This window comes from Pseudomonas sp. BJP69, assembly GCF_007633355.1.
Lineage (GTDB): Bacteria > Pseudomonadota > Gammaproteobacteria > Pseudomonadales > Pseudomonadaceae > Aquipseudomonas > Aquipseudomonas juntendi.
Genome location: NZ_CP041933.1, coordinates 3,902,342 through 3,928,184, shown reverse-complemented (window position 1 = coordinate 3,928,184; position 25,843 = coordinate 3,902,342). Strand labels below are relative to the sequence as shown.

At 64.5% G+C, this 25,843-nt stretch carries 22 protein-coding genes; 16 read left to right on the top strand and 6 right to left on the bottom strand.

Annotated features, from left to right (window positions below; translation table 11 throughout):
- The first annotated feature begins 120 nt into the window (after nucleotides 1–120).
- On the top strand, nucleotides 121–1,575 hold the full coding sequence (gene tcuA / locus FPB55_RS18270) for an FAD-dependent tricarballylate dehydrogenase TcuA (protein ID WP_125854885.1): 1,455 nt from the start codon (nucleotides 121–123) through the stop codon (nucleotides 1,573–1,575).
- Nucleotides 1,556–2,737 (top strand): tricarballylate utilization 4Fe-4S protein TcuB, encoded by a 1,182-nt coding sequence (gene tcuB, locus FPB55_RS18265; protein WP_009683765.1) that lies wholly within the window; start codon nucleotides 1,556–1,558, stop codon nucleotides 2,735–2,737. The genes tcuA and tcuB overlap by 20 nt, the downstream gene beginning before the upstream one ends.
- A gap of 59 nt (nucleotides 2,738–2,796) precedes the next feature.
- Here tcuB and FPB55_RS18260 read toward each other — a convergent pair whose 3' ends face one another.
- Nucleotides 2,797–3,690 (bottom strand): LysR family transcriptional regulator, encoded by an 894-nt coding sequence (locus tag FPB55_RS18260; protein WP_009683764.1) that lies wholly within the window; start codon nucleotides 3,688–3,690, stop codon nucleotides 2,797–2,799.
- Nucleotides 3,691–3,837: 147 nt separating this feature from the next.
- Here FPB55_RS18260 and FPB55_RS18255 point away from each other — a divergent pair, with 147 nt between their 5' ends.
- The 4 genes from FPB55_RS18255 to FPB55_RS18240 all read left to right on the top strand — a co-directional run bounded on the left by FPB55_RS18255 (nucleotide 3,838) and on the right by FPB55_RS18240 (nucleotide 9,043).
- Complete coding sequence (locus FPB55_RS18255) at nucleotides 3,838–4,917, top strand: 4-oxalomesaconate tautomerase (protein WP_082416152.1); 1,080 nt, start codon at nucleotides 3,838–3,840, stop codon at nucleotides 4,915–4,917.
- Nucleotides 4,918–4,989: 72 nt separating this feature from the next.
- Complete coding sequence (locus FPB55_RS18250) at nucleotides 4,990–6,303, top strand: dicarboxylate/amino acid:cation symporter (protein ID WP_029886337.1); 1,314 nt, start codon at nucleotides 4,990–4,992, stop codon at nucleotides 6,301–6,303.
- Nucleotides 6,304–6,425: 122 nt separating this feature from the next.
- Complete coding sequence (locus FPB55_RS18245) at nucleotides 6,426–7,730, top strand: citrate:proton symporter (RefSeq protein WP_125854883.1); 1,305 nt, start codon at nucleotides 6,426–6,428, stop codon at nucleotides 7,728–7,730.
- Between the two features lie 59 nt (nucleotides 7,731–7,789).
- Entirely contained in the window at nucleotides 7,790–9,043 is a 1,254-nt protein-coding gene (locus FPB55_RS18240; protein ID WP_009683760.1) for an OprD family porin, read from the top strand.
- A 92-nt stretch (nucleotides 9,044–9,135) separates the two neighbouring features.
- On the opposite strand, the gene FPB55_RS18235 is transcribed toward FPB55_RS18240, so the two are convergent.
- Nucleotides 9,136–10,236 (bottom strand): SDR family oxidoreductase, encoded by a 1,101-nt coding sequence (locus tag FPB55_RS18235; protein ID WP_144188970.1) that lies wholly within the window; start codon nucleotides 10,234–10,236, stop codon nucleotides 9,136–9,138.
- Nucleotides 10,237–10,310: 74 nt separating this feature from the next.
- Here FPB55_RS18235 and FPB55_RS18230 point away from each other — a divergent pair, with 74 nt between their 5' ends.
- Nucleotides 10,311–10,703, top strand: coding sequence for a MerR family transcriptional regulator (locus FPB55_RS18230; protein WP_125854881.1), 393 nt, complete (start codon nucleotides 10,311–10,313; stop codon nucleotides 10,701–10,703).
- Between the two features lie 211 nt (nucleotides 10,704–10,914).
- Here the strand turns inward: FPB55_RS18230 and FPB55_RS18225 are convergent, their stop codons facing one another.
- Together FPB55_RS18225 and FPB55_RS18220 are read right to left on the bottom strand one after the other, a co-directional pair.
- Nucleotides 10,915–12,000, bottom strand: a complete 1,086-nt coding sequence (locus FPB55_RS18225; protein ID WP_125854880.1) for an AraC family transcriptional regulator — start codon at nucleotides 11,998–12,000, stop codon at nucleotides 10,915–10,917.
- 4 nt (nucleotides 12,001–12,004) lie between these two features.
- Nucleotides 12,005–13,123, bottom strand: a complete 1,119-nt coding sequence (locus tag FPB55_RS18220; protein ID WP_125854879.1) for a carbon-nitrogen hydrolase family protein — start codon at nucleotides 13,121–13,123, stop codon at nucleotides 12,005–12,007.
- A gap of 193 nt (nucleotides 13,124–13,316) precedes the next feature.
- On the opposite strand from FPB55_RS18220, the gene FPB55_RS18215 reads away from it, so the two are divergent.
- Nucleotides 13,317–15,353 carry an NADPH-dependent 2,4-dienoyl-CoA reductase gene (locus tag FPB55_RS18215; RefSeq protein ID WP_144189666.1) on the top strand — a complete coding sequence of 679 codons (2,037 nt, stop codon included), beginning with the start codon at nucleotides 13,317–13,319 and terminating at the stop codon, nucleotides 15,351–15,353.
- Between the two features lie 58 nt (nucleotides 15,354–15,411).
- Nucleotides 15,412–16,305, top strand: a complete 894-nt coding sequence (locus tag FPB55_RS18210) for a pyridoxal-phosphate dependent enzyme (protein WP_125854878.1) — start codon at nucleotides 15,412–15,414, stop codon at nucleotides 16,303–16,305.
- On the opposite strand, the gene FPB55_RS18205 is transcribed toward FPB55_RS18210, so the two are convergent.
- Nucleotides 16,296–16,841: a cytochrome b gene (locus FPB55_RS18205; protein WP_009683752.1), complete on the bottom strand. Its 546-nt coding sequence runs from the start codon at nucleotides 16,839–16,841 to the stop codon at nucleotides 16,296–16,298. The genes FPB55_RS18210 and FPB55_RS18205 overlap by 10 nt on opposite strands.
- A gap of 157 nt (nucleotides 16,842–16,998) precedes the next feature.
- Nucleotides 16,999–18,021 carry a DUF1853 family protein gene (locus FPB55_RS18200; RefSeq protein WP_125854877.1) on the bottom strand — a complete coding sequence of 341 codons (1,023 nt, stop codon included), beginning with the start codon at nucleotides 18,019–18,021 and terminating at the stop codon, nucleotides 16,999–17,001.
- On the opposite strand from FPB55_RS18200, the gene FPB55_RS18195 reads away from it, so the two are divergent.
- The 7 genes from FPB55_RS18195 to FPB55_RS18165 all read left to right on the top strand — a co-directional run bounded on the left by FPB55_RS18195 (nucleotide 18,020) and on the right by FPB55_RS18165 (nucleotide 25,836).
- On the top strand, nucleotides 18,020–18,910 hold the full coding sequence (locus FPB55_RS18195; protein ID WP_009683749.1) for an NAD(+) kinase: 891 nt from the start codon (nucleotides 18,020–18,022) through the stop codon (nucleotides 18,908–18,910). The genes FPB55_RS18200 and FPB55_RS18195 overlap by 2 nt on opposite strands.
- Complete coding sequence (locus FPB55_RS18190) at nucleotides 18,907–19,881, top strand: metallophosphoesterase (protein ID WP_178097540.1); 975 nt, start codon at nucleotides 18,907–18,909, stop codon at nucleotides 19,879–19,881. The genes FPB55_RS18195 and FPB55_RS18190 overlap by 4 nt, the downstream gene beginning before the upstream one ends.
- Nucleotides 19,878–20,756, top strand: coding sequence for a rhomboid family intramembrane serine protease (locus FPB55_RS18185; protein WP_144188966.1), 879 nt, complete (start codon nucleotides 19,878–19,880; stop codon nucleotides 20,754–20,756). The genes FPB55_RS18190 and FPB55_RS18185 overlap by 4 nt, the downstream gene beginning before the upstream one ends.
- A 13-nt stretch (nucleotides 20,757–20,769) precedes the next feature.
- Nucleotides 20,770–21,030 carry a DUF1315 family protein gene (locus FPB55_RS18180; RefSeq protein ID WP_003260154.1) on the top strand — a complete coding sequence of 87 codons (261 nt, stop codon included), beginning with the start codon at nucleotides 20,770–20,772 and terminating at the stop codon, nucleotides 21,028–21,030.
- Nucleotides 21,027–21,857, top strand: a complete 831-nt coding sequence (locus FPB55_RS18175; protein ID WP_144188964.1) for a DUF2797 domain-containing protein — start codon at nucleotides 21,027–21,029, stop codon at nucleotides 21,855–21,857. Before FPB55_RS18180 ends, FPB55_RS18175 begins: the two co-directional genes overlap by 4 nt.
- Nucleotides 21,858–21,870: 13 nt before the next feature.
- The gene (gene pepN / locus FPB55_RS18170) at nucleotides 21,871–24,540 is read left to right on the top strand and encodes an aminopeptidase N (protein ID WP_110679557.1); all 2,670 of its coding nucleotides are present in this window, start codon (nucleotides 21,871–21,873) and stop codon (nucleotides 24,538–24,540) included.
- A gap of 267 nt (nucleotides 24,541–24,807) precedes the next feature.
- Nucleotides 24,808–25,836 carry a YCF48-related protein gene (locus FPB55_RS18165; RefSeq protein WP_144188962.1) on the top strand — a complete coding sequence of 343 codons (1,029 nt, stop codon included), beginning with the start codon at nucleotides 24,808–24,810 and terminating at the stop codon, nucleotides 25,834–25,836.
- The last annotated feature ends 7 nt before the right edge of the window (nucleotides 25,837–25,843 follow it).

The following is a 25,843-nucleotide window of genomic DNA, read 5'->3' as shown; positions in this document are numbered from 1 at the left end:
CCTTTAGAAAAACTGAAGGCCCCCCCGGTGTCATCGCGTTTCGCCCCGCCCGGGCACTGATTAAAGTCCCTGGCCACGAGGAGCAGCCGACCATTCGGCGCTTCGTGATCTGGAGGCAAAATGATCGATGTGCTAGTCATCGGAGGGGGTAATGCCGCCCTCTGTGCCGCGCTGATGGCGCGCGAGGCCGGAGCCAGCGTGCTGCTGCTCGAAGCCGCACCCCGCGCCTGGCGTGGTGGCAATTCCCAACACACGCGCAACCTGCGCTGCATGCATGACGCCCCGCAGGATGTGCTGGTCGAAGCATACCCCGAAGAGGAGTTCTGGCAGGACCTGCTCAAGGTCACCGGGGGCCAGACCAACGAAAAGCTCGCGCGCCTGGTGATCCGTGCCTCTGCCAGTTGCCGGGGCTGGATGCGCCGGCATGGCGTGCATTTTCAGCCTTCCTTGTCCGGTGCGCTGCACACTGCCCGCACCAACGCGTTTTTCATGGGGGGTGGCAAGGCGCTGGTCAATGCCTATTTCCGCAGCGCCGAAGCGCTGGGCGTGCAGATACGCTACGACACGCCTGTGGCCGACATCGAGCTGGACAACGGCCGCTTCGTTGCCGCCCATGTGCCGGCGCGCCAGGTTCAGGGGCGCACCCTGCCGGGCGAACGTATCGAGGCGCGCAGTTGTGTGCTGGCGGCCGGTGGCTTCGAGTCCAACCGCCAGTGGTTGCGCGATGCCTGGGGGCAGAACGAGCGGGGTGAATGGCCTGCGGACAACTTCCTGATTCGTGGTACGCGGTTCAACGAAGGGGTGCTGTTGCGCCGCATGATCGAACAGGGTGCCGACACCATCGGCGACCCCACGCAAGCGCACATGGTGGCGATCGACGCCCGGGCGCCGCTTTACGACGGCGGCATCTGCACGCGTATCGACTGTGTGTCGCTGGGGGTGGTGGTCAACCGCGACGGCCAGCGCTTTTACGATGAAGGCGAGGATTTCTGGCCCAAGCGCTATGCCATCTGGGGCCGGCTGGTGGCTCAGCAGCCAGGGCAGGTGGGCTTCTCGATCATTGACCAGAAAGCCCTAGGTCGTTTCATGCCGCCAGTGTTCCCGGGCGCGCGCGCCGACACCCTGGAGGGGCTGGCGGCGTTGCTCGGTTTGCCCGTGCCGGCCTTCGTCGAGACGGTGCAGGCCTACAACCGCGCCTGCCGGGTCGGCAGCTTCGATCACACCCGCCTGGACGACTGCCACACCCAAGGCCTGCAACCGGTGAAAAGCCACTGGGCTCGGCCGCTCGACACGCCGCCTTACTACGGCTACCCGCTGCGCCCCGGCGTGACCTTCACCTACCTGGGGCTGCGCACCGATGAAACGGCGGCCGTGCATTTTGCCGGTCGGCCCAGTCCCAACCTGTTCGTCGCCGGCGAAATGATGGCGGGCAATGTGCTGGGCAAGGGCTACACGGCAGGTGTCGGCATGTCCATCGGCACTGCCTTCGGCCGCATCGCCGGCACCAGCGCCGCTGCCGCAACCGGCCACGACCATCCAGAACACGAGAACGACCATGACCGCGCAACTGCCTGAAGCACGCCAGCCCGTCGCCCAACCCGCAGCACTCGAACTGATACCTGCGCTGAACCTGGAAGAGCAGGAAGTCGACCGGCAAATGCGTATCTGCAATGCCTGCCGCTACTGCGAGGGCTTTTGTGCCGTATTCCCGGCAATGACCCGTCGGCTTGAGTTCGGCAAGGCCGACATCCACTACCTGGCCAACCTGTGCCACAACTGTGGGGCCTGCCTGCATGCCTGCCAGTACGCCGACCCCCACGAATTTGCCGTGAACGTGCCCCAGGCCATGGCCAAGGTGCGTGGCCAGACCTACGCCGAGTATGCCTGGCCGGCCCGCTTCGGCCGGCTGTATCAGCACAACGGCACCTACGTCGCCGTTGCCCTGTCGCTGGCCCTATCGCTGTTCCTGCTGCTGACCTTGTGGCTCAACGGCACGTTGTTGCCGGGGCGGCTGGCCGGAAACTTCTACGCGGTTTTCCCGCACAATACCCTGGCATTGATGTTCGGTGGGGTATTCGCGGCGGCGGGCCTGGCGCTTGGGGTGGCGGTACGTCGCTTCTGGCGTGCTGTAACGCCTGCAAACGCCCAGGCGCAACCCGCCCAAGGCGCTGTGCTGGAGGCAACCAGCGCGGTGTTGACCTTGAAGTACCTGGACGGTGGCCACGGCCAGGGCTGCAACAATGCCGATGACCGCTACACGCTGTGGCGCCGGCGCTTCCATCACATGACCTTCTACGGCTTCATGCTGTGCTTTGCCGCCACGGTCGTCGCTACCGGTTACCACTACCTGCTGGGCCAGCAGGCGCCATACCCGCTGCTCAGCGCGCCGGTGCTGCTTGGTACCTTGGGGGGTATCGGCCTGATCGTCGGCCCGCTCGGGTTGCTGGCGCTGAACCTGCGCCGGGCCCCGGAGCAGGGCGACGTCGCCCAGCGCCCCATGGACCGTGCCTTCATTCTGCTCCTGCTGCTGGTCAGCGCCAGTGGCCTTGCCTTGCTGGGCCTGCGTGATACCGCAGCAATGGCGATCGTGCTGGCGCTGCACCTGGGTACGGTCATGGCGCTGTTCATCACGTTGCCCTATGGCAAGTTCGCCCATGGGCTGTTCCGCTCGGCGGCCCTGCTCAAGTTCGCCATCGAGAAGCGCCGCCCCAACACCCTCGGCCTGGGCGGGGAATGACGATGAGTGCTGCCGCCCTGCACCCCTCGCTGCACCCAGGCCAACGAGAGGCTGACCGGTCAGCGGTTGGGCCACTTCTCCAGCAGGATCGAGACGAATTTTTCCGCCGCCGGCGACAGCGAGGCGCCACGCCGGTAGACCAGGCCCAGGGTGCGCGTGACCTCGGGTTCGGTCAGCGGCACGCTGACCAGCGTCGGGTGGTCGGCGTTGGGCATGGCCAGGCTGGGCATGGCCGACACGCCCAGCCCGGCTTCGACCATGCCCAGCGAGGTGGACAGGTGCTGCACTTCATAAAACCACTTGGGCCGCAGGTTGAGCCCGGACAGGGCGTGGTCCAGCAGCATTCGGTTGCCGCTCAGCCGGCCCACGCCAATCAGGCGGTAGTCGGCCAGTTCCGTCCAGGTCACGCATTCCCGGTTTGCCAGCTTGTGGTCGCGACGGCAAGCCAGCACGAAATGCTCCTGTACCAGCGAGACGAACTCGATGTCCGGGTGCTGGCCGCTCATCATGTTGATGCCGAAGTCGGCTTCACCGCGCAGCACGGCTTCAAGCCCGTCGTTGGCACTGAGGTCAAGCAGGCGGATACGGATCTTCGGGTATTGCTCGTTGTAGTCGCGAATCACCGACGGCAGGAAATAGAACGCGGCGGTGGGGATGCAGGCCAGGGTCACCTGGCCGGTCTGGCGCTCGGCCAGCTCGCGAATGCTCAGGATCGAGTCTTCGAAGTCATCCAGCAGGCGCCTGGCCTTGGGCAGGAAGTCGCGCCCGACACTGGTCAGGCTGACGCGACGGGTGGTGCGCTCAAGCAGGGACGTGCCCAACCCTTCTTCCAGCTTCTTGATCCGCCGGCTGAGCGCCGGCTGGGACAAATGCAGCGCTTCCGCAGCCTCGTGGAAACTGCCGAGTTCGGCGATTTTCACGAAAGATCGGATGTCTTGGAGTTCATATTCCATCTCGAATCGCTCTCTGGCCCCGGTGTTTAATTGATGCCTGGATCGGAATAATAACTACGATATTTGCATTGGATTGATTTATCCATCCCTGTCAATCTTGTGTCCACAACATCAATGATGTCCATTGATCAACAAGAGTGCGAAATCATGCAACGAATTCCTTGCGTACTCATGCGCGGTGGCACCTCCAAGGGGCCGTTTTTCCACGCCTGGGACCTGCCTGCCAACGTGGTCGAGCGCGACGAATTACTGATCAACCTGATGGGCTCCGGGCATGAACTGGAGATCGACGGGATCGGTGGCGGTAGCCCGCAGACCAGCAAGGTGGCGATTGTAAGCCCTTCGCTGCATGCCGACGCTGACGTAGATTACCTGTTCGTGCAGGTCATGGTCGCGCAGCGCAGGGTCGACACCGCCCCTAACTGCGGCAACATGCTGTGCGCCGTTGGCCCGTTCGCTATCGAGCAAGGGTTGGTCAAGGGCCAGGAAGGCAAGACCCTGGTGCGCATCCGCAACCTCAACACCGGAACGTTCGTCAACTCGCTGGTGGAAACCCCCGGCGGGATCGTGCGTTACGAAGGCCGCACGGCGATCGATGGCGTTCCGGGCACTGCCGCCCCGGTGCAGCTGACGTTCCTCGATGCGGTTGGCAGCAAGACCGGCAAGCTGTTCCCGACCGGCCAGGCCACCGACGTGATCGACGGCGTACCGGTCACCTGCATCGACATGGCCATGCCGATGATGGTGGTCGAGGCCAGCCAGCTCGGTGTCACCGGTTCGGAAACGCCTGCCGAACTCGATGCCAACGAAGACCTGCTCAAGCGCCTGGAAGCGCTGCGCCTGAAGGCCGGCAAGGCCATGGGCCTGGGCGATGTCAGCGGGATGGTCATCCCCAAGCCGGTGTTGGTTTCCAAACCGCGCTATGACGGCACCCTGCAGGTTCGCTACTTCATGCCGCACAGCTGCCACCGCGCGCTGGCCATTACAGGTTCGATCGGGTTGGCCACTGCCTGTGTCAGCCCTGGCACCGTGATCGGTGAACTGCTGGGCGAGGGCGCCGAGCAATTGACCGAAGTGCGCCTGGAACACCCAAGCGGTGGCATCGATGTGGCATTGTCGCGCACCGGCGCCGATGGCAAGACCATCCAGGCCTCGGTGGTGCGAACTGCCCGACGGTTGTTCTCAGGTTTCGTTTACGCCCCTACATTCCGCAGATTGGCCGGGTAGCTCTGGCAGCCGTTCAGCTCCAAACAATTGCAACAAGCGCATCCGCACAATTTCAACAATGGGTGATGCCTCATGAGACTCGCCAAATCGCTGTACTTTCAGATCCTCTGCGCCGTCCTGCTGGGCGTAGTGGTCGGCCACTTCTGGGCGCAACAGGCTGTTGCGCTCAAGCCGCTGGGTGATGCTTTCATCAAGCTGATCAAGATGATGATTGCCCCGGTGGTGTTCTGCACCATCGTCACCGGCATCGCCGGCATGACCGACAAGCGCTCCCTGGGGCGCTTGATGAGCAAGACATTGCTGTTGTTCCTGGGCCTGACCGTGGTCAGCCTGATGATCGGCCTGGCGGCGGTGTACCTGTTCCGCCCGGGCGTCGGGATGAACATCGACCCTGCGACCCTCAGCACTGCCGGGCTGAGCCAGTACGCTGCGTCGGCGGCCAAGCTCAGCGTGGTCGACTTCTTCATGCACATCATCCCGGACACCTTCATCGGTGCGTTCAACAAGGGTGAGGTGCTGCCGGTGCTGTTCATCGCCGTGCTCAGCGGTTTTGCCCTGTCGTCCATGGGCGAGAAGGGCAAGCCGGTACTGAATGTGCTGGAATCGGCCTCGACCATGGTGTTCCGCATCTTCGGCTACCTGATGCGCTTCGCCCCCATCGGCGCCTTCGGTGCACTGGCGTTCACGGTCGGCCAGTACGGCGTGACCTCGCTGGGTGCCTTGGCCAAGCTGGTCGGTACGCTGTACATCGCCTGTGCGTTCTTCGTGCTGGTGGTGCTCGGCGGCATCTGCCGTGCGTATGGCTTCAGCCTGTGGAAGCTGCTGCGCTACTTCCGCGAGGAATTCCTGGTAGTACTCGGCACGTCCTCCACCGAGCCGGTGCTGCCGCGCATGCTGGAGAAGCTGGAGAAACTGGGCTGCAAGAAGGGCGTGGTCGGGCTGGTGCTGCCGACTGGCTATTCCTTCAACCTCGACGGCACGGCCATCTACCTGTCGCTGGCCGCGGTGTTCATCGCCCAGGCCTGCAACATCGACCTGACCCTCGGCCAGACGGTGACCATGCTGGCGATCATGCTGCTGTCGTCCAAAGGGGCAGCAGGCGTGACCGGCAGTGGTTTCGTGGCCCTGGCCTCGACCCTCACCGTGATCCACGACATCCCGCTGGCCGGGCTTGCCTTGCTGATCGGTATCGATCGCTTCATGTCCGAAGCGCGCGCCCTGACCAGCCTGGCCAGCAACGCCGTCGCGACCGTGGTCATTTCCTTGTCGGAGAATGCCTGTGACCGGAAAACGCTGCTGCGCCGCCTGAACGGAATCCCGGCCGCTGCAGACGAAGCCGATACGGCACAGGCCGACTGGGCTGCGGAGCCTCGGCACCACGGCTGAACACCTTTTCCATCTGTCCTCGCTGACTTGAAATCCCACCCAGCACCCTGACGGTGCGGGTGGGGTAGGGGGCCGTCTGCCCTGCTGGCGGCCGCAACACAATAAAAACAAGAGAAAAAACCATGCTCGCACTCCTGGGCCTGATCATGGTGGTGACCTTCACCTACCTGATCATGAGTAAACGCCTGTCACCCATCGTGGCACTCACCGTCGTACCGATTGTCTTCGCAGTGATCGGTGGCTTTGCCCCCGACCTGGGCAAGATGATGCTCGATGGCTTGAAAATGGTGGCACCGTCAGCCGCACTGTTGTTGTTCGCCATCCTGTTCTTCGGCCTGATGATCGATGCCGGCCTGTTCGACCCGCTGATCCGCAAGATCCTCAAGCGCGTCAATGGCGACCCGGTCAAGATCGCCATCGGCACCGCGCTGCTGTCGCTGGTGGTGGCGCTGGACGGTGACGGCACCACCACGTACATGATCACCTGCGCGGCCATGCTGCCGTTGTACAAGCGCATCGGCATGAACCCGATGATCCTGGCCACGGTGTCTATGCTGTCGCTGAGCATCATGAGTGGCATGAGCCCCTGGGGCGGGCCGGCTACCCGGGCCATCGCCGCGTTGGGCCTGGACGCCACCGAATACTTCATCCCGATGTTGCCGACCGTGATCGGTGGCGCTGCCTGGGTGGTGTTCACCGCCTTCCTGCTGGGCCGTGCCGAGCGTCGCCGCATCGGGAACACCGCCCTGGAGTCGGGTGGTGGCAATTGCTACATCAAGGAAATCCTTGGCGACGCTCCCTACAAGCGCCCACGCCTGGCCTATGTGAACCTGGCCCTGGTGATCGCCGTGATGACCGCGTTGGTCTTCGGGGTAATGCACGCGGCGATCCTCTTCATGATCGGGTTCGTCGCCGCGCTGATGATCAACTACCCGCAACTGGACCTGCAGAAAGAACGCATCCTCGCCCATTCGGGCAATGCCATGACCGTGGTATTGCTGGTATTTGCCGCGGGCATCTTCGCCGGTATCTTCTCGGGCACCAAGATGGTCGACGCCCTGGCGCAGACCCTGGTCGACTGGATTCCTGCCGCCTGGAGCCACTGGTTCCCACTGGTGGTGGCCCTGACCAGCATGCCATTGACCTTCGTGCTGTCGAACGACGCCTACTACTTTGGCGTGGTACCGATCCTGGCCAATGCCGCGACCGCCTATGGCATCGACCCGATTGAAATCGCCCGCGCCTCGGTGCTGGGCCAGCCGGTGCACCTGATGAGCCCACTGGTGGCCTCGACCCTGCTGTTGGTGGGGATGGTCGACCGCGACATCGGTGATTTCCAGAAAGCCACGGTGAAATGGGCGGTGCTCACATCGTTGGTGATCACTGCGCTGGCGCTGGCCACCGGTGCCTTGTCCTTCTTCGTCTGAACTGCTTCGGGCGCCGACCGGCGCCCCGCTCACCCAAAAACAACAATAGAGTATCAATCATGTCCCGAGCTGTTTTCCGTGGGGCCACCTGTGGCCTGCTGTGCGGCTGGCTGCCTGTGGCCGGCGCCGCCGGTTTCGTCGACGATAGCAAGCTGAAGCTGCAACTGCGCAATGTGTACTTCAACGAAAACTTCCGCGACGAACAGGGCATGAGCCCGCGCGCCGCTGCCACCGCCAAGAGCGAGCGGGTGGAATGGGCGCAGGGCTTCCTGCTCGACTATCAGTCCGGCTTCACCCAGGGCCCCCTGGGGCTGGGGCTCGACGCCATGGGGCTGCTCGGCGTGCGGCTCGATTCGGGCCGCGGCCGCAGCGGTACCGGTTTGCTGCCGACGCATGACGATGGCCGCGCCGCTGACGAGTTTGCCAGTGCCGGCGTGACGGCCAAGGCGCGCCTGGGGCAGACCGTGGTCAAGCATGGCACCTTGCTGCCGAAAACCCCGGTGCTGATCTACAACGATGCCCGCTTGTTGCCGCAAACCTACCAGGGCACCCAGCTGACCAGCACCGACATCGACAACCTGACCCTGACTGCCGGGCACCTGACCCGCTTCAAGCTGCGCGACTCCTCTGACAGCACTGGCCTGTACCTGGACGGCTACAGCGGTGACGAGTCTGGCGATTTCAACTTTGCCGGTGCCGACTACGCCGTCAACAAGCAGTTGAAGTTGAGCTATTTCCACGGCCAGCTGGAACATTTCTACCGCCAGGACTTTGCCGGCCTGATCTACGACCTGCCTTTGGCCGGCGGCGTGCTCACCACCGACTTGCGCTATTTCAACAGCCGCGACAGCGGCGCTGCCCGGGGCGGCGAAATCGACAATGACATGTTCAGCGGGCAACTGTCGTACACCCATTCCGGGCACACATTCGGGGGTGGCTACCAGGTGCTCGACGGCAAGGCCGGGCTGCCCTACATCAGCGGCGCCACGGTGTACTCGTTCAGTAACGTGGGTATCGGCAAGTTCATCGAGGAAGAAGAGAAAACCTGGATGGCCAGCTATGCCTACAACTTCGCTGCGGCGGGCATCCCAGGGCTTACCTTCATGACCCGCTACCTCAGCGGGGATAACGGGCGCTCGGCTGACGCCGGGCTGAGCGAGTGGGAGCGCGACATGGAGCTTGCCTACGTGGTGCAATCCGGGCCGGTCAAGGGCCTTGGGGTGAAGCTGCGCAACTACGTGTACCGCTCCGACTTCTCCCGCGGGCGTGACAGCAACCGCATCTACCTGACATACGACATCGCCCTCTGGTAAGGGCTGAGCGCCGCAGTCAGCCCTGGCGGCTCAGCCTGAGTGGCCGGCCGCGCCGGGGCGACGTGCAGGCGCTTGCGGGCGGCCATGTGGGTTCAGGTGTTGGTCGGTATGTTTACCCCAGGCATGCTGCCGTGGCCCAGGTTGCGTTCGACGTGGCGCACGGTTTTTGCCAATGTGTGTTTGATGTTCGGGTGAGTGAGCTGATACCTGCGTTCCAGTTGTTCGCTGAAACTCAGGTCGAAGCGCTGCGGCTGGATGAAGTTCAGCGACTCGGGGCTGATTGCCAGGCGGGTCGCTAACCCGGGAATTGCCAACAACCACTTCAGCACGCCTATCGGCACATGGTGGCGCGGGGCTTTTACCTGCAGGGTGGCGGCGATGTCCTCCAGCAAGCCTTGCAGGTTAGGGGTGTGCGGGTCGAGTGCAAGCACTTGGCGGTTGGCCATTGAAGGGTCGAATGCCACGCAGGCCATCATGGTAACCAGGTAGTCGACGCTGACCAGTGGCAGCCAATGGTTGGGCGAGCCCGGAATGGCCTTGAACCGGCCCAACGCCAGGCCGCTAATCAGCGCTGCCAACGGCTGCCCGTCGAGGATGTGCCCGCGCACACTGTCGCCGCAGACCGTGGCAGGGTGAACGATCGAGTACGCTGCGCCCGCACCCTGCATGTAGCGGATGACGGCGAAATGCGCTTCCAGCTTGCTCGCCTCATAACCGCCTACGCGGCGGTAAACCGCGGGCCAGTCGGTCTGTTCCGGGTGCTCGTGATCCACTCCGATGCTGGCCAGGTGGCTGAAATTCTGCAGCATGTAGCCGCCCACCATCAGCAGGCGGGTGCCCTGGCTAGCCGCCAGCTGCGCGACCCGCAGCGCACCTTGCACATTCACTGCACGGGCGTGTTCCTGGGGCAGCCCCCAAGTGAAGTGCGCCGCGAGGTGGAACACCACTGCGGCAGCCGACACGCGTTGGCGGTCGGCTTCGCTGAGCCCAAGGCCTTCTGTGCCGATATCGCCGGCAACTGCCTGTACGCATTTAGGCTTGCCCCCCAGGCGGCCTACCTGTTCACGGAGCCGGGCGAGGTTTTCCGGGTGGCGCATCAGCACCCGCACGGTGTGCCCGGTGGCGGTGAGGCGCGCCAGTAGATGCTGGCCGATAAAACCACTGCCGCCGGTAACGAAGCATTCCACGCTCATGTCAGTTTCCTTGTCTGCAAGATGGGCGCAGGTTAGGGTGTAGAGCGCACTCTAAGGTCAAGGGGTTTTGTGCCATGAACATCGGGGAGCTGGAGCGCCGCAGCGGCGTCGGCCGCCATGCGTTGCGCTATTACGAGCAGCTCGGGCTGATCGTGGCCCAGCGGCAAGCCAACAATTATCGCAGCTACAGCGAGCAGGCCGTCGCTGACCTGAACTTCGTGCAAACTGCCCAGCGGGGCGGTTTCACGCTTGCCGAAATAGGGGAGATACTGGCTGCCAGGCGCGGCAATACCCTCGATTGCGTGCAGGGAGCACTGCTGGTCACTGGCAAAATGGCTGAAATCCAGGCCAAGATTCAGACGCTGCAGGCCGCATATGAGGTGCTTGATAGCGAGCGTGCCAAGCTCGTCGCCAGTGCTGTTGCGACTGGGCTGACAATTCCTGAAAACATTTCCGCTGGCGCCTGAACGCCTGTTCTCCTAAAAAGGACCTTGTGGTACTCGATCGGTGTTGCATCGCGTTTTCACTGGAACGATGGCCGCGTTGCCCGATCATAAGCTTGTCATCATTGCGTCATGCCACTGGCTTAGCATGACGGCGATAACTACGAAGATGAAATGAGTAAAGAGGGAGCAGGACCATGGATGAATACCAGGAAGAACTACTCGAATCCCAAGCCTACGAGCTGGACACCCCGGAACCGGCCGACGACGCCACCGAGCTTTGACCTGCCCGCCGCTGGCTGCGGCGAAACTCTCCCGGCGTAAGGCCCGTCCAGCGCTTGAACGCGCGCTGGAAGGCCTCGGCCGAAGCGAACCCCAATAAATAAGCAATCTCGCCGAACGCCAGTTCCGTATCACGGATGTAGGTCTCGGCCAGGTCGCGTCGTGTTTCATTGAGCAGGTCACGAAACCGCGTGCCTTCTTCGGCCAGCTTGCGCCGCAGTGTCCAGGTGGGCAACTGCAAGTGCAGGGCTACCTCGACCAGGTCCGGTTCGCGGCCACCGTTGAGTAATGGGCCAAGCAGGTGGGTGATGCGCTCACCCAGGCTGCGCACCCGCGTGCGCTGCAGCATGTCTGCTTCACACAACTGCAGCAGGTGCTGCCAGGTGCTGGGGCAGTGCCTGGGGTTGGCCAACTGCAAGGTGGCGCGGCTCAGGCGCAATTGATTACCGTCGGCAGCGAACTGCACCGGGGTGCTGCACAGCGCCTGGTACTGCGCGGCGTGGGCGGGTGCGGCAAATTCGATTTCGAGGCGCTCGGCCTGCAGCGCAACGCCCGCCAGGTCGGCCAGTTGAGCCAGCCAGCCTGCCAGCACCGAGTCCACCACAAAGCGGTTGTAGGCGTTGTAGGGGCTGATGGAGTAGAAACGCAGCCAGGCACCTTCGGCGTCTTCATGAAAGCTGGACTGGCCGCGGTAGTTGGCGGCGTACAGCGGTTCGAAGCGCAGCAAGGTGCGCGCGGCTTCCCCCACGGTAGGCGCCTGGGCCGCAGTGACTCCCGCCAGGCCCGCCTGGGCCAGTCGGCTCAGGCGGCCCATGTGCAAGCCCAGCGCGGCTTCGCCACATTGCTCGATGGCCGCATGGCCCAGGTGCATGTAGCGCGGGATTGAAAGGCGCGCATTGGCTTCGCTCAGGCGCGGTGCCTCCAGCCCATAGCGGCGCAGCAGCGGTTCGGGGGCGTGGCCCAGTTCGCGCAGGGCTTCGGTCAGCGGCTGAACAAAGCCGACCGACAGCTCGCCCAGGCGTACGCGGGGGCGGGCCATGGCCTTACAACCACAGGTTCAGCAGGCGGGCGCCGGGGCTCGGCGTGCCTGCCAGCAACTCACCGGCCTGGCGGGCGAAGCCTTGGCCGTCACTGCCGTGTTCCCAGAACTGCCCCCGCATGAATACGCTCATGCTGCTGACCCTGGCCCCGGCCGCCTCGGTCAGGCGTTGCCAGGCCGTTTGTTCACTGACCTGGCCGCGCTGCACGGCCAGCCCGGCACTGGCCGCCTGGTGGCGGTTGCCACGCCAGGGGGCTTGCCAGCTGCCTTTGCCGCTGAGAAACACCGGGTTGGCTACCAGCTGCACGCCCTGGCTGGCCAGTTGCTGATGGTTCTGCGGGTACCAGCTGTCACTGCCCACCAGCACGCCCAGGCGCCCGGCGGGGGTTTGCACGACCTGCAGCGGATAATCGCGGCCCTCCTGCACATAACGGCGCATGTCACTGTCGGGGTATTGCTGGCGTTGCGGTTGGCCGAGCAGGGAACCGTCACCGGCGAACACCACGCTGCTGTTGAACAGTGCGCCACGCCCGGCATGCAGCACGCCTTGTTGCACATAGGGGGCGGGCAGCACGATGGAGCCGGCCACCAGGGTCACGCCAAATTCCTTGGCCAGGCCACCGAACAGCTGTTGATAGTCGGCAGCCATCTGCTCGGCCTTCATGCGCAGGTGGGCGTCGGCACGCCGGTCGTCGCCCTCGGCCGCTACCATGGCCAGCGCGTAGCGCAGCGGGTTGCTCAGTTCCAGCCATTGCTGGGCCTCGCGGCTCTGGGTGACCTGGTACAGCTCGTTCTTTTCGCCGCGTGCCCACAGCCAGGTACCGATGTGTTCCGGCAGCACGACCACGGTGCGCGGGCCGACCAGGCCCTGGGCGCGCGCCTGCTCCAGGTAGGCGGCCAGCTTGCGGTGCAGGCGTTGCAGGTTCTGGTAGTCGCTGGGGAACAGCAATGGCTCGATACCCAGCAGGTTGCCGCGGTCGCCCGGCACGCCATGGTTCAACGCCAGTTCGATGCGCAGGTCGGACAGGTAGTGGCCTTCCGGGCGCTGCTGGCTCCAGAAACCGTAGCCGCAGAGCGCGGCGATCACTACCAGCGCCAGGGCGCTTGCCAGAAGTTTTCGCATGAAACAGAACGGCACATTGGCTGAGGAAGGCTCTCTAGGGTAAGCGCCCTGTTTGCCAGGATCAATAACTTGTCAGTTTCGATCATTGAGCCAATTCAAACGGCTGTTTAATGTCGCTGACAGACAAACGACGGAGGCCCGCCATTCGGTGAGGCGCCCGCATCCCGTGAATCACGCCACCTGGGACCTTTCCATGGCCGCCGAACGTTACCCGCACCTGCTTGCCCCGCTGGACCTTGGCTTCACCACCTTGCGCAACCGCACCCTGATGGGCTCGATGCACACCGGCCTCGAGGAGCGTCCCGGGGGGGGCGAGCGCATGGCGGCCTACTTTGCCGAGCGTGCCCGGGGCGGCGTTGGCCTGATGGTCACGGGCGGTATTGCGCCCAATGATGAAGGCGGGGTGTATTCCGGCGCGGCCAAACTCAGCACCGAGGCGGAGGCCGACCAGCACCGCATCGTCACCGAGGCGGTGCACGCCGCCGGTGGCAAGATCTGCCTGCAGATCCTGCATGCCGGGCGCTATGCCTATAGCCCACGGCAGGTGGCACCCAGCGCGATACAGGCGCCGATCAACCCGTTCAAGCCCAAGGAGCTGGACGAGCAAGGCATCGAGAAGCAGATCGCCGACTTCGTCAATTGCGCGGTGCTGGCCCAGCGTGCCGGTTACGACGGCGTCGAAATCATGGGTTCGGAAGGTTACTTCATCAACCAGTTTCTCGCCGCCCACACCAACCAGCGCACCGACCGTTGGGGCGGCAGCTACGAAAACCGCATGCGCCTGGCTGTGGAAATCGTCAGCCGGGTACGCGCGGCAGTAGGGCCGAACTTCATCATCATCTTCCGCCTGTCGATGCTTGACCTGGTCGAGGGCGGCAGCGACTGGGCGGAAATCGAGCAGTTGGCCAAGGCCATCGAGCAGGCCGGCGCTACCCTGATCAACACCGGGATCGGCTGGCATGAGGCGCGGATCCCGACCATCGCCACCAAGGTCCCGCGTGCGGCGTTCAGCAAGGTCACGGCCAAGCTGCGGGGTGTGGTGAGCATTCCGCTGATTACCACCAACCGCATCAACACCCCGGAAGTGGCCGAGGCGGTGCTGGCCGAAGGGGATGCCGACATGGTTTCGATGGCTCGGCCGTTCCTGGCCGACCCGGATTTCGTCAACAAGGCTGCTGCCGGTCGCGCCGACGAAATCAATACCTGCATCGGTTGCAACCAGGCCTGCCTGGACCACACCTTCGGCGGCAAGCTGACCAGTTGCCTGGTCAACCCGCGGGCCTGCCACGAAACCGAGCTCAACTACCTGCCTGCGCCAGCGCCGAAGCGCATTGCCGTGGTCGGCGCCGGCCCGGCGGGCCTGGCCGCCGCCACCGTTGCCGCCGAGCGCGGGCATCACGTGACGCTGTTCGACGCTGCCAGCGAAATTGGCGGCCAGTTCAATGTCGCCAAGCGCGTCCCGGGCAAGGAAGAGTTCTTCGAAACGCTGCGCTACTTCCGCAACAAGTTGCAAAGCACTGGCGTCGACCTGCACCTCAATACCCGCGTGGATGTGCAGGCGCTGGTGCAGGGCGGCTATGACGAGATCATCCTGGCCACCGGCATTGCCCCGCGTACCCCGGCCATCCCCGGGGTCGAGCATGCCAAGGTGCTCAGCTACCTGGATGTACTGCTTGAGCGCAAGCCGGTGGGCAAGGCGGTCGCCGTGATCGGGGCCGGCGGTATCGGTTTTGATGTATCCGAATACCTGGTGCAGGAAGGGCGGGCCAGCAGCCTGGACCGTGATGCGTTCTGGAAGGAGTGGGGCATCGATACCCGGCTTGAGGCACGCGGCGGCGTTGCCGGCATCAAGGCCGAGCCGCATGCGCCGGCGCGTCAGGTGTTCCTGCTGCAGCGCAAGGCATCGAAGGTGGGGGACGGGTTGGGCAAGACCACCGGCTGGATCCATCGCACCGGCTTGAAGAACAAGCGCGTGCAGATGCTCAACAGTGTCGAGTACCTGGGCATAGACGATGCCGGTTTGCACATTCGCGTGGCGGGCGGTGAGCCGCAGGTGTTGGCCGTGGACAACGTCGTGATCTGCGCCGGGCAGGAGCCGCTGCGCGAACTGCAGGATGGGTTGGTGGCTGCGGGGCAATCGGTGCATTTGATCGGCGGCGCCGACGTGGCGGCCGAGCTGGATGCCAAGCGGGCGATCAACCAAGGGTCGCGGCTGGCGGCGCAGCTCTGAGATCGGCCCGGGGCAGCCCACGGGCGCTGCCCCGGGCTTTGCCTGTAAACTGCGATCCATGCATGCATTCGACCTTCCTCAAGCCCCACTGCAACGCTTGAACCTGCCGTGGTTGCAACACGCCCAGGTGCAGGTTGCCATTCTGCGCCTGGACCTGATCGATCCGCTGATCAGCGGCAACAAGTGGTTCAAGCTCCGCCACCACCTGCAGCAGGCCGCCACAGGCAATGCCCCCGGGCTGATCAGCCTGGGTGGCAACCACTCCAACCACCTGCATGCGCTGGCTGCGGCCGGCAAGCGGTTTGGCTTCGCCACTGCCGGCCTGCTACGCGGCCATGCCCAGGACACGCCCACCGTACGTGACCTGCAAGCGTTGGGCATGCACCTGCACTGGCTGGGTTATGGCGGCTACCGCGCACGCCACCAGCCCGGCTTCTGGAAACCTTGGCAAGCGCGCTATCCGGGCTGGCAGTGCATTCCCGAAGGCGGCGGTGGGCTGGCTGGCGCGCAGGGCTGCGCGCTGATCGTGCAGCAGGCGCAGGCGCAGATCTCGGCCCTGGGCTGGCCGGACTACGATGGCTGGTGGTTGGCTGCCGGAACAGGCACTACCGTGGCTGGCCTGGCCATGGCCGAGGCGGGTGCGCGTACCGTGCATGGCGCCTTGGCGGTACCTGCAGACCACGGTGTGGCGCAAGGGGTGGCAGCACTGGCGGGCGCACATGGCTACCAGCTACACGAGGCCTGCCGAGGTGGGTTTGCCCGGTTCGACGACGAACTGCTGGCCTTCATCGCCGACTGCGAGCAGCACACGGGGGTGCCGCTGGAAGCGCTCTACACCGGCAAGGCCCTGTTGGCCCTGCGCGATCATGTCGCCGCCGGGCTGTTGGCGCCCGGCAGCCGCATGATCTTCGTGCATACCGGCGGCCTGCAAGGCCGACGTGGTTATTTGTAGGGCAGCATGCGCAACAGCGTGTTGTCGCGCACCACATAGTGGTGGTAAAGCCCGGCCAGCGCATGCAGGCCGATCAGCCAGTAGCCCCAACTGCCGACGCGCTCATGCCAGCCCTTGATGAACTTGGCCTGGTCCGGGTTCGGGCCGATCAGGTGCGGCAGCTCCAGGCCGAAGAACGGTACCGGTTTGTCGGCGGCGCTGAGGATCAGCCAGCCGGCCAGCGGCATGCCGATCATCAGCAGGTACAGTGCCAGGTGCATCAGGTGGGCAAGGCCGGTCTGCCAGGCGGGCGGCTTGGGCAGGATCGGCGGGGTAGGCCGGCTCAGGCGCATCGCCAGGCGCAACCAGACCAGCACGAAGACACTGAGGCCAAGCATGAAGTGCAGGTCTTTCATCAGGTTGCGCTCGGCGCTGTCCTTGGGGAACAGGCCACGCAGTTCGATAAGGGCGTAGACAGCGGCCAGCAGCACTAGCATCAGCCAGTGCAGGGCGATGGACAGGCGTGCGTAATGCGGTGCTGGGGTGGATGAAACCATGATCAGTCCTCGTCATCAGGTTTGAATAGCGCTCTTGTTGGCGCTCAGGTGTCACTTTAATGGCTACCGGCAGCAGATAGTTGCGCCAGGCCTGTGAAAATTGTGTTGCCTGCACGGGCTTTTGTGCGGACCAGCCTTGACCTGCGTCAGGCCTGCATCAATCACTGCGTAGCTGCGGCCAATTGTCAGCCACCAGAAACACCCGTTCGGCTTCCTGCCAGGCGCCATCGGCCTCCTGCTCAAGCCTTACCAGCAGTTGCGCCGGGGCCTGCGGGTCCAGCACATGCAGCCACGCTGCAAACTGCTCTGCCTGCCAGCATTGCGCCGCTTCGACCCGCGCTGGCGCCAGCCACGCGCTGCGCGGCAGCGGTTGCCAGCGCTCGCCAACCGCCATGGCCCAATCCCGCCGCCTGACCCAGCGCCCGCGCAGGTGCTGCGGGTTGGCGCCTTCCGGTTCCTCGGCATGCCCAGGCCGCGGATAGAACAGATAGCCCCCCAGCCACATATGCGCCTGCACCTGCTGCGCCCCAAGCCGGGCCAGCGCCTGCTGGCTGTGCGCCCCCCGCGACATCGGCAACTGGTGCTGCGCCAGGTGGGCCAGCTTGGCCCCTAGCCGGTCATGACAGCCTGGCCCCAGCCAGGCCTGGGTATCGTGCCCGCCACCGGGCGGGCCCAGGTACAGCTTGATCGCCAATTCCAGGTGGTGGACCCCGTCTGCATCACGCAGCAGTACATCCAGCTCGCCCAAGGTCAGGCCGCCCTCGCGAATGGCCAGGTTGGCGGCCAGCAGTTCAATGCCCGGTGCGTGGCGCAGGGCGAATTGCCACAGGCGTTCGTAGTAAAGCCCCAGGCGCCGGCTGCCCAGTTTCGCCAGCCAGTCGCGCAGCGGATGGTCATCCTTATCCAGCGCCCGCAGCCACTGCTCCAGGCGGTGCGGCTGCTGTGCCCACAGGCTGCCCGCCAGCGGGTGGCGCTGAGGGCAGGGCGTGCCAGCGAGCAAGGGCGGCGACAGCACTGCCCAGGCCAGGTCGCGTACGGCCGGGCGCTGCAGTTGCCGGGGCAGATCGTGGAGTTGGCTGAAGGGTGTCATCCTGCGAGCATAGCCGGTTTGCCGCTGCCCGGTGGTTTCGCCCATAATCGGCGCATCGTCACCCGCCGCAGAGCCTTGCAGGAGCCCCATGGAGCAATTTCGCAATATCGGTATCATCGGTCGCCTCGGTAGCTCGCAGGTGCTCGACACCATCCGCCGACTGAAAAAATTCCTCCTCGACCGCCACCTGCACGTGATTCTCGAGGACACCATTGCCGAAGTGCTGCCCGGGCATGGCTTGCAGACCTCCACGCGCAAGCTGCTGGGCGAAGTCTGCGACCTGGTCATCGTGGTGGGCGGCGACGGCAGCCTGCTCGGCGCCGCCCGGGCCCTGGCCCGTCACAACATTCCGGTGCTGGGCATCAACCGGGGCAACCTGGGCTTTCTCACCGACATCCGCCCCGACGAGCTGGAAGAGAAGGTCGCCGAGGTGCTCGACGGCCACTACCTGGTGGAAAACCGCTTCCTGCTGCAGGCCGAGGTCCGCCGCCATCACGAAGCCATTGGCCAGGGCGATGCGCTGAACGACGTGGTGCTGCACCCAGGCAAGTCCACGCGCATGATCGAGTTCGAAATCTATATCGACGGCCAGTTCGTCTGCAGCCAGAAGGCCGACGGCCTGATCGTTGCCACCCCCACCGGCTCCACCGCCTACGCGTTGTCGGCTGGCGGCCCGATCATGCACCCCAAGCTGGACGCCATCGTCATCGTGCCGATGTACCCGCACACCCTGTCGGGGCGGCCGATCGTGGTCGACGGCAACAGCGAGCTGAAGATCGTGGTGTCCAAGGACCTGCAGATCTACCCGCAGGTTTCCTGTGATGGCCAGAACCACTTCACCTGCGCCCCCGGCGACACCATCACGGTCAGCAAAAAACCGCAGAAGCTGCGCCTGATCCACCCGCTCGACCACAATTACTACGAGGTCTGCCGCACCAAGCTTGGTTGGGGCAGCCGCCTGGGGAGCAGTGACGACTGATGCTCGACCCGGCGCGCAGTTTCGACATCATCGGCGACGTGCACGGTTGTGCGCATACCCTTGAACGCCTGCTCGATACCCTCGGCTACAAGCGCGTGGCCGGCGTGTGGCGCCACCCGCGGCGCCAGGCGCTGTTCCTCGGCGACATCGTCGACCGTGGGCCACGCATCCGCGAGGCCCTGCACATCGTCCACGACATGGTCGAGGCTGGCCAGGCGTTCTGCATCATGGGCAACCACGAGTACAACGCCTTGGGCTGGGTCACGCCGGCGCTGCCCGGCAGCGGCAAGGCCTTCGTCCGCGAGCACACCCCGCGGCACGCCCGGCTGATCGACGAAACCCTGGCCCAGTTCGCCCAGCACCCCGCTGACTGGCACGACTTCGTCAACTGGTTCTACCAACTGCCGTTGTTCATCGATGCCGGGCGTTTCCGCCTGGTACACGCCTGCTGGGACCGGCAACTGATCGAGCCGCTGCGCCAGCAGTACCCCGACGGGCGCATCGATGAGCACTTCATCCAGGCTTCAGCCGTGAGCAACAGCTTCGCCGCCACCGTGTGCAACCGCCTGTTGCGCGGTACCGACATGCGCCTGCCCGACGGCCTGACCTTGACCGGCGGCGACGGCCTGACGCGCGCCTTCTTCCGCACCAAGTTCTGGGAGGAAGACCCGCAAACCTACGGCGACATCGTGTTCCAGCCTGATGCCCTGCCGGCCGAGGTGGCCAATGCGCCGCTCAGCCACAGCCAGAAAAATGCCTTGCTGCGTTATGCCGAAGACGAGCCGATGCTGTTCGTCGGCCACTACTGGCGCAGCGGCCACCCCGCGCCGATTCGCCCCAACCTGGCCTGCCTGGACTACAGCGCGGTGCTGTACGGCAAGCTGGCGGCCTACCGGCTGGATGAAGAAACCCGCATCGACCCGCACAAGTTCGTGTGGGTCGACGTAGACCGCCCACAGGCCAACCAATGAACATAATCGAAGTGATGCGCCTGCCGCTGTCGGTCGACCTCAGCGGCTTCATTCACATGCTGCAGCGCCTGCAGGTGCCGCATCGGGTCAGCGAAGAGGGGGACGTGCAGGTACTCTGGGCGCCCGACACCCTGGCCGAAGACGTCCGCGAACTTTACCAGCGCTACCCGCAAGGCAACGCCGAGCTGTCGGCTGCCCCCGAGCCGGTGGCAGCGGGCGTGTCTGCGAAAGTGCCGTCCCTGGCAGAACAGGCCCGAGCCTGCAAGGTCACCACGCTCACCCTGCTGGCGTGCTTCATCGTCGCCGGCCTGACCAGCCTGGGCGACAACTTCACCACCATCAGCTGGTTTACCTTCCTCGACTTCCGGGTGCAGGGCGACTACCTGTATTTCACCCCGCTGGCAGAAACCCTCGACCAAGGGCAATGGTGGCGGTTGGTATCACCCATGCTGCTGCACTTCGGCGTGCTGCATCTGGCCATGAACAGCCTGTGGTACTGGGAGCTGGGCAAGCGCATCGAGCTGCGCCAGGGCCCCTGGATGCTGCTGGGCCTGACCCTGCTGTACAGCCTGGTCTCCAACCTGGCGCAGCACTACACCAGCGGGCCGAGCCTGTTCGGCGGGCTGTCTGGCGTACTGTACGGCCTGCTGGGGCATGTATGGCTGTTCCAGTGGCTGGCACCGAACCGTTACTTCAACCTGCCCAAGGGTGTGCTGGTGATGATGCTGATCTGGCTGGTGGTGTGCCTGACCGGTGTGGTCGGCAGCCTCGGCCTTGGCCAGATCGCCAACGCCGCCCACGTTGGCGGGCTGCTCATCGGATGCCTGACCGGGCTCTTGGGTGGGGCGCTGGCCCGGCGTAAACTGTCGGCTTGAATCAGGAGACTGTATGTCCACTTTCGCGCAAATGATTGAAAACATCACCCCGGAAATCTACGAAAGCCTGAAACTGGCCGTGGAAATCGGCAAATGGTCGGATGGCCGCAAGCTCACCGCCGAGCAGAAAGAGCTGTCGCTGCAGGCCGTGATCGCCTGGGAGATGAAAAACCTGCCAGAAGACCAGCGCACCGGTTACATGGGCCCGCAGGAATGCGCGTCGAAGTCCGCGCCGATCGCCAACATTCTGTTCAAGTCGGACTCGGTACATTGATCGAACTCGCTCGTGGCTCGTTGAGCAAAATGGCGGTAAGCCTGCAGGCGCCGGTGGTGCAGTACAGCTTCCGCCTGGGTGACACGCAGGTGCCGGTCAACCCGCTGATCGGCCAGCGCCTGCGCCTGGAATACCTTGGCGCCATTCACTGCAGCCATTGCGGCAAGCGCACCAAGACCAGCTTCAGCCAAGGTTACTGCTACCCGTGCATGACCCGGCTGGCCCAGTGCGATGTGTGCATCATGGCCCCGGAAAAATGCCATTACGAGGCCGGCACCTGCCGTGAACCGGCCTGGGGCGAACAGTTCTGCATGACCGACCACGTGGTCTACCTGGCCAACTCGTCAGGGATCAAGGTCGGCATCACCCGCGCCAGCCAACTGCCCACCCGGTGGCTCGACCAAGGGGCCAGCCAGGCCCTGCCGATCATGCGCGTGGCTACCCGTCAGCAGTCTGGCCTGGTCGAAGACGTGCTGCGCAGCCAGGTGCCCGACCGCACCAACTGGCGTGCACTGCTCAAGGGCGATGCCGAGGTGCTCGACCTGGCGGCCATTCGTGAGCAGGTATTCGACGCGTGCGCCGAGCGCCTGGACGAGCTGCAGGGGCGTTTCGGGCTGCAGGCGATCCAGCCGCTGCCGGACGCCGAAGTGGTGCAGATCAACTACCCGGTCCAGGCCTACCCGCAAAAGATCGTCAGCTTCAACCTGGACAAGGACCCGGTCGCCGAAGGCACGCTGCTGGGCATCAAGGGCCAGTACCTGATCTTCGACACCGGTGTGATCAATATTCGCAAGTACACGGCCTACCAGTTGGCCGTGCTCCAGTAAAAAGGACCTGCACATGCGCACCGAACAACCGCAAGTGATCTACCTGAAGGATTACCAGGCGCCCGAGTACCTGATCGACGAGACGCACCTGACCTTCGAGCTGTTCGAGGACCACACCCTGGTTCACGCGCAGCTGGTGATGCGTCGCAACCCGGCACGCGGTGCCGGCTTGCCGCCGCTGGTGCTCGATGGCCAGCAGCTGGAGTTGCTGCGTGCCGCGCTGGATGACCGGGAATTGCAGGCCGCCGATTACCAGCTGGACGGTGACAGCCTGACCGTGCAGCCGCAAGCCGAGCACTTCACCCTCGACACCAGCGTGAAGATCCACCCGGAAAGCAACACTGCGCTCGAAGGTTTGTACAAATCCGGCAAGATGTTCTGCACCCAGTGCGAGGCCGAGGGGTTCCGCAAGATCACCTACTACCTCGACCGCCCGGACGTGATGAGCAGTTTCACCACCACGGTGATCGCCGAGCAGCATCGCTACCCGGTGCTGCTGTCCAACGGTAACCCCACCGGCAGCGGGCCGGCCGAGGACGGCCGCCACTGGGCCACCTGGGAAGACCCGTTCAAGAAGCCAGCCTACCTGTTCGCCTTGGTGGCCGGTGACCTGTGGTGCGTCGAAGACACCTTCACGCGCCAGTCGGGCCGTGATGTGCTGCTGCGCATCTATGTCGAGCCCGAGAACCTGGACAAGTGCGACCACGCCATGGTCAGCCTGAAGAAGTCGATGCGTTGGGACGAGGAAGTCTACGGCCGTGAATACGACCTGGACATCTTCATGATCGTTGCCGTCAACGACTTCAACATGGGCGCCATGGAAAACAAGGGTCTGAACATCTTCAACTCCAGCTGTGTGCTTGCCCGCGCCGAAACGGCCACCGATGCCGCGCACCAGCGTGTCGAAGGTGTGGTCGCCCACGAGTATTTCCACAACTGGTCGGGCAACCGCGTCACGTGCCGCGACTGGTTCCAGCTGTCGCTGAAGGAAGGGTTCACGGTGTTCCGCGATGCCGAGTTCAGTGCCGACATGAACTCGCGCACGGTCAAACGCATCGAGGACGTGGCCTACCTGCGTACTCACCAGTTTGCCGAAGATGCCGGCCCCATGGCCCACCCCGTGCGCCCGGACAGCTTCATCGAGATTTCCAACTTCTACACCCTGACAGTGTACGAGAAGGGCGCCGAAGTGGTGCGCATGGTCCGCACCTTGCTGGGTGCCGATGGTTTCCGCAAAGGCAGCGACCTGTATTTCGAGCGCCACGATGGCCAGGCGGTGACCACCGACGACTTCATCAAGGCCATGGAAGACGCCAACGGCGTGGACTTTACCCAGTTCAAGCGCTGGTACAGTCAGGCAGGCACCCCGCGCCTGGAAGTCAGCGAAGCGTACGACGCCGCCGCCCAGACCTACAGCCTGACGTTCCGCCAAAGCTGCCCGCCCACCCCGGACAAGGCCGAGAAGCTGCCGTTCGTGATCCCGGTGGAGTTGGGCCTGCTGGATGCTGCCGGCAACGACCTGCCGCTGCAACTGGCAGGTGAAGGCGCCGCCACGGCGGCCGAACCAGCCACCAGTCGGGTGCTGTCGGTGACCGAGGCCGAGCAGACCTTCACCTTCCAGGGTATCCAGGCCAAGCCGCTGCCGTCGCTGCTGCGTGGCTTCAGCGCCCCGGTCAAGCTCAGTTTCCCGTACGACCGCGACCAGTTGATGTTCCTGATGCAACATGACAGCGATGGTTTCAACCGCTGGGAAGCGGGCCAGCAGCTGGCGGTCCAGGTATTGCAGGAACTGATCGGCCAGCACCAGCGTGGCGAAGCCCTGAAACTGGACCAGCGCCTGATCACGGCCTTGGGCACGGTACTGGGCAACCCGTCGCTGGACCCGGCCATGGTTGCCGAAATGCTCTCGCTGCCGGGTGAGGCCTACCTCACCGAAATCAGCCAGGTGGCCGACGTGGACGCCATCCATGCCGCCCGCGAGTTCGCCCGCCAGCAGATCGCCGAGCAACTGTTCGACGCGTTGTGGGCGCGCTACCAGGCCCACCGCGAAGCGTCGCGCAGCACTGCCTATGTGGCCTCGGCGGAGCACTTCGCCCGCCGCAGCCTGCAGAACATCGCCCTGTCGTACCTGATGCTGAGCGGCAAGCCGCACGTGCTGGAAGCGACCCTGGAGCAGTTCGAGCACTGCGACAACATGACCGAGCGCCTGACCGCGCTGGCGGTGCTGGTCAACTCGCCATTCCAGGCCGAGCGGGCGAAAGCGCTGGAGGCGTTCGCCGAGCACTTCAAGGACAACCCGCTGGTGATGGACCAGTGGTTCAGCGTGCAGGCGGCCAGCACCTTGCCGGGCGGGCTGGCGCGGGTCAAGGCGTTGATGCAGCACCCGGCGTTCACCCTGAAGAACCCCAACAAGGTGCGTGCGCTGATCGGTGCGTTTGCCGGGCAGAACCTGGTCAACTTCCATGCCGCCGATGGTTCTGGCTACCGTTTCCTGGCTGACCTTGTGATCGAACTGAATGCGCTGAACCCGCAGATCGCTTCGCGTCAGCTGGCGCCGCTGACCCGCTGGCGCAAGTATGACGAGGCGCGCCAGGCGCTGATGAAGGGCGAGCTCGAACGGATTCTGGCTTCGGGTGAGCTGTCCAGTGATGTGTATGAAGTGGTGAGCAAGAGCCTGGCTTGAGGGCAATCGGGCTGCTTTGCAGCCCATCGCGACACAAGGCCGCTCCTACAGGGTGAGGTGCGATTGTAGGAGCGGCCTTGTGTCGCGATGGGCCGCACCGCGGCCTTGGCTTTTTCAGGCCGACAACAAAACATAACACCCCGCCCGTTGTAATCCCGCGAACATCCCCGCTACGATCCCTTCAAGCTGTTGCAGGCCTCTAGATCAGGCTTTTCGCAGTGCCTGCAATGCATTGACCCGCCGAATAAAAACACCAAGGGGACAGTCATGAGGGAACACAACAGGCGCCGCGCCTGGCCATTGGCAGCGGCAGCGGCATTGGCGCTGGCACTGGGCGCGTGGGCCGGCAGCGTGCAAGCCGCCAGTGCCGACCAGTACTCCACCGAATCGGCCAAGGCCAGCCAGAGCCTGTTGATCGGCGCCACCCACGCCGGCAAGCGCCTGGTGGTGGTCGGTGATCGCGGCCATATCCTGTTCTCCGACGACCAGGGCAACACCTGGACCCAGGCCCGGGTACCTACCCGGCAGTTGCTCACAGCGGTGTTCTTCATCGACGACAAGCGCGGCTGGGCCGTCGGCCATGACGCCCAGGTGCTCACCAGCAGCGACGGCGGCGCCACCTGGACCAAGCAGTTCGAAGACCTTGCCCGTGAAGCGCCGTTGCTGGATGTCACCTTCCTGGATGCCCGGCATGGCTTTGCCGTGGGCGCCTACGGGGCCTTCCTGGAAACCACTGACGGCGGCCAGCACTGGCAGGACGTGGCCGAGCGCCTGGACAACCCCGACCAGTTGCACCTCAACGGCATCACCCAGGTGCGCGATGCCGGCCTGTTCATCGTTGGCGAGCAGGGCGGCATGTTCCGCTCTGCAGACAACGGCCAGACCTGGGCCAAGCTGCAAGGCCCCTACGAGGGCTCGCTGTTTGGCGTGATCGGCACCCGTTCACCCCGCACCCTGCTGGCCTACGGCCTGCGCGGCAACCTGTTCCGTTCAGCCGACTTCGGTGACAGTTGGCAGCAGGTCGAACTGGAGGCTGCGCGCGGCAGCCTGGAATTCGGCCTGGCTGGCGCTGCGCTGCTGGCTGATGGCGCCCTGGTGCTGGTCGGCAACGGCGGCAGCGTGCTGCGCAGTACCGACGATGGCCAGACCTTCAGCGTGTACAACCGTGGCGACCGCATCGCCCTGGCCGGCGTCAGTGGTTTGGCCGATGGCGGCCTGCTGCTGGTGGGCCAGGGCGGTGTGCACCTGGCAACCGCGCAAGGTGCCGATCGCATTGCCGAGGAGCCGCGCCAATGACCAGCCG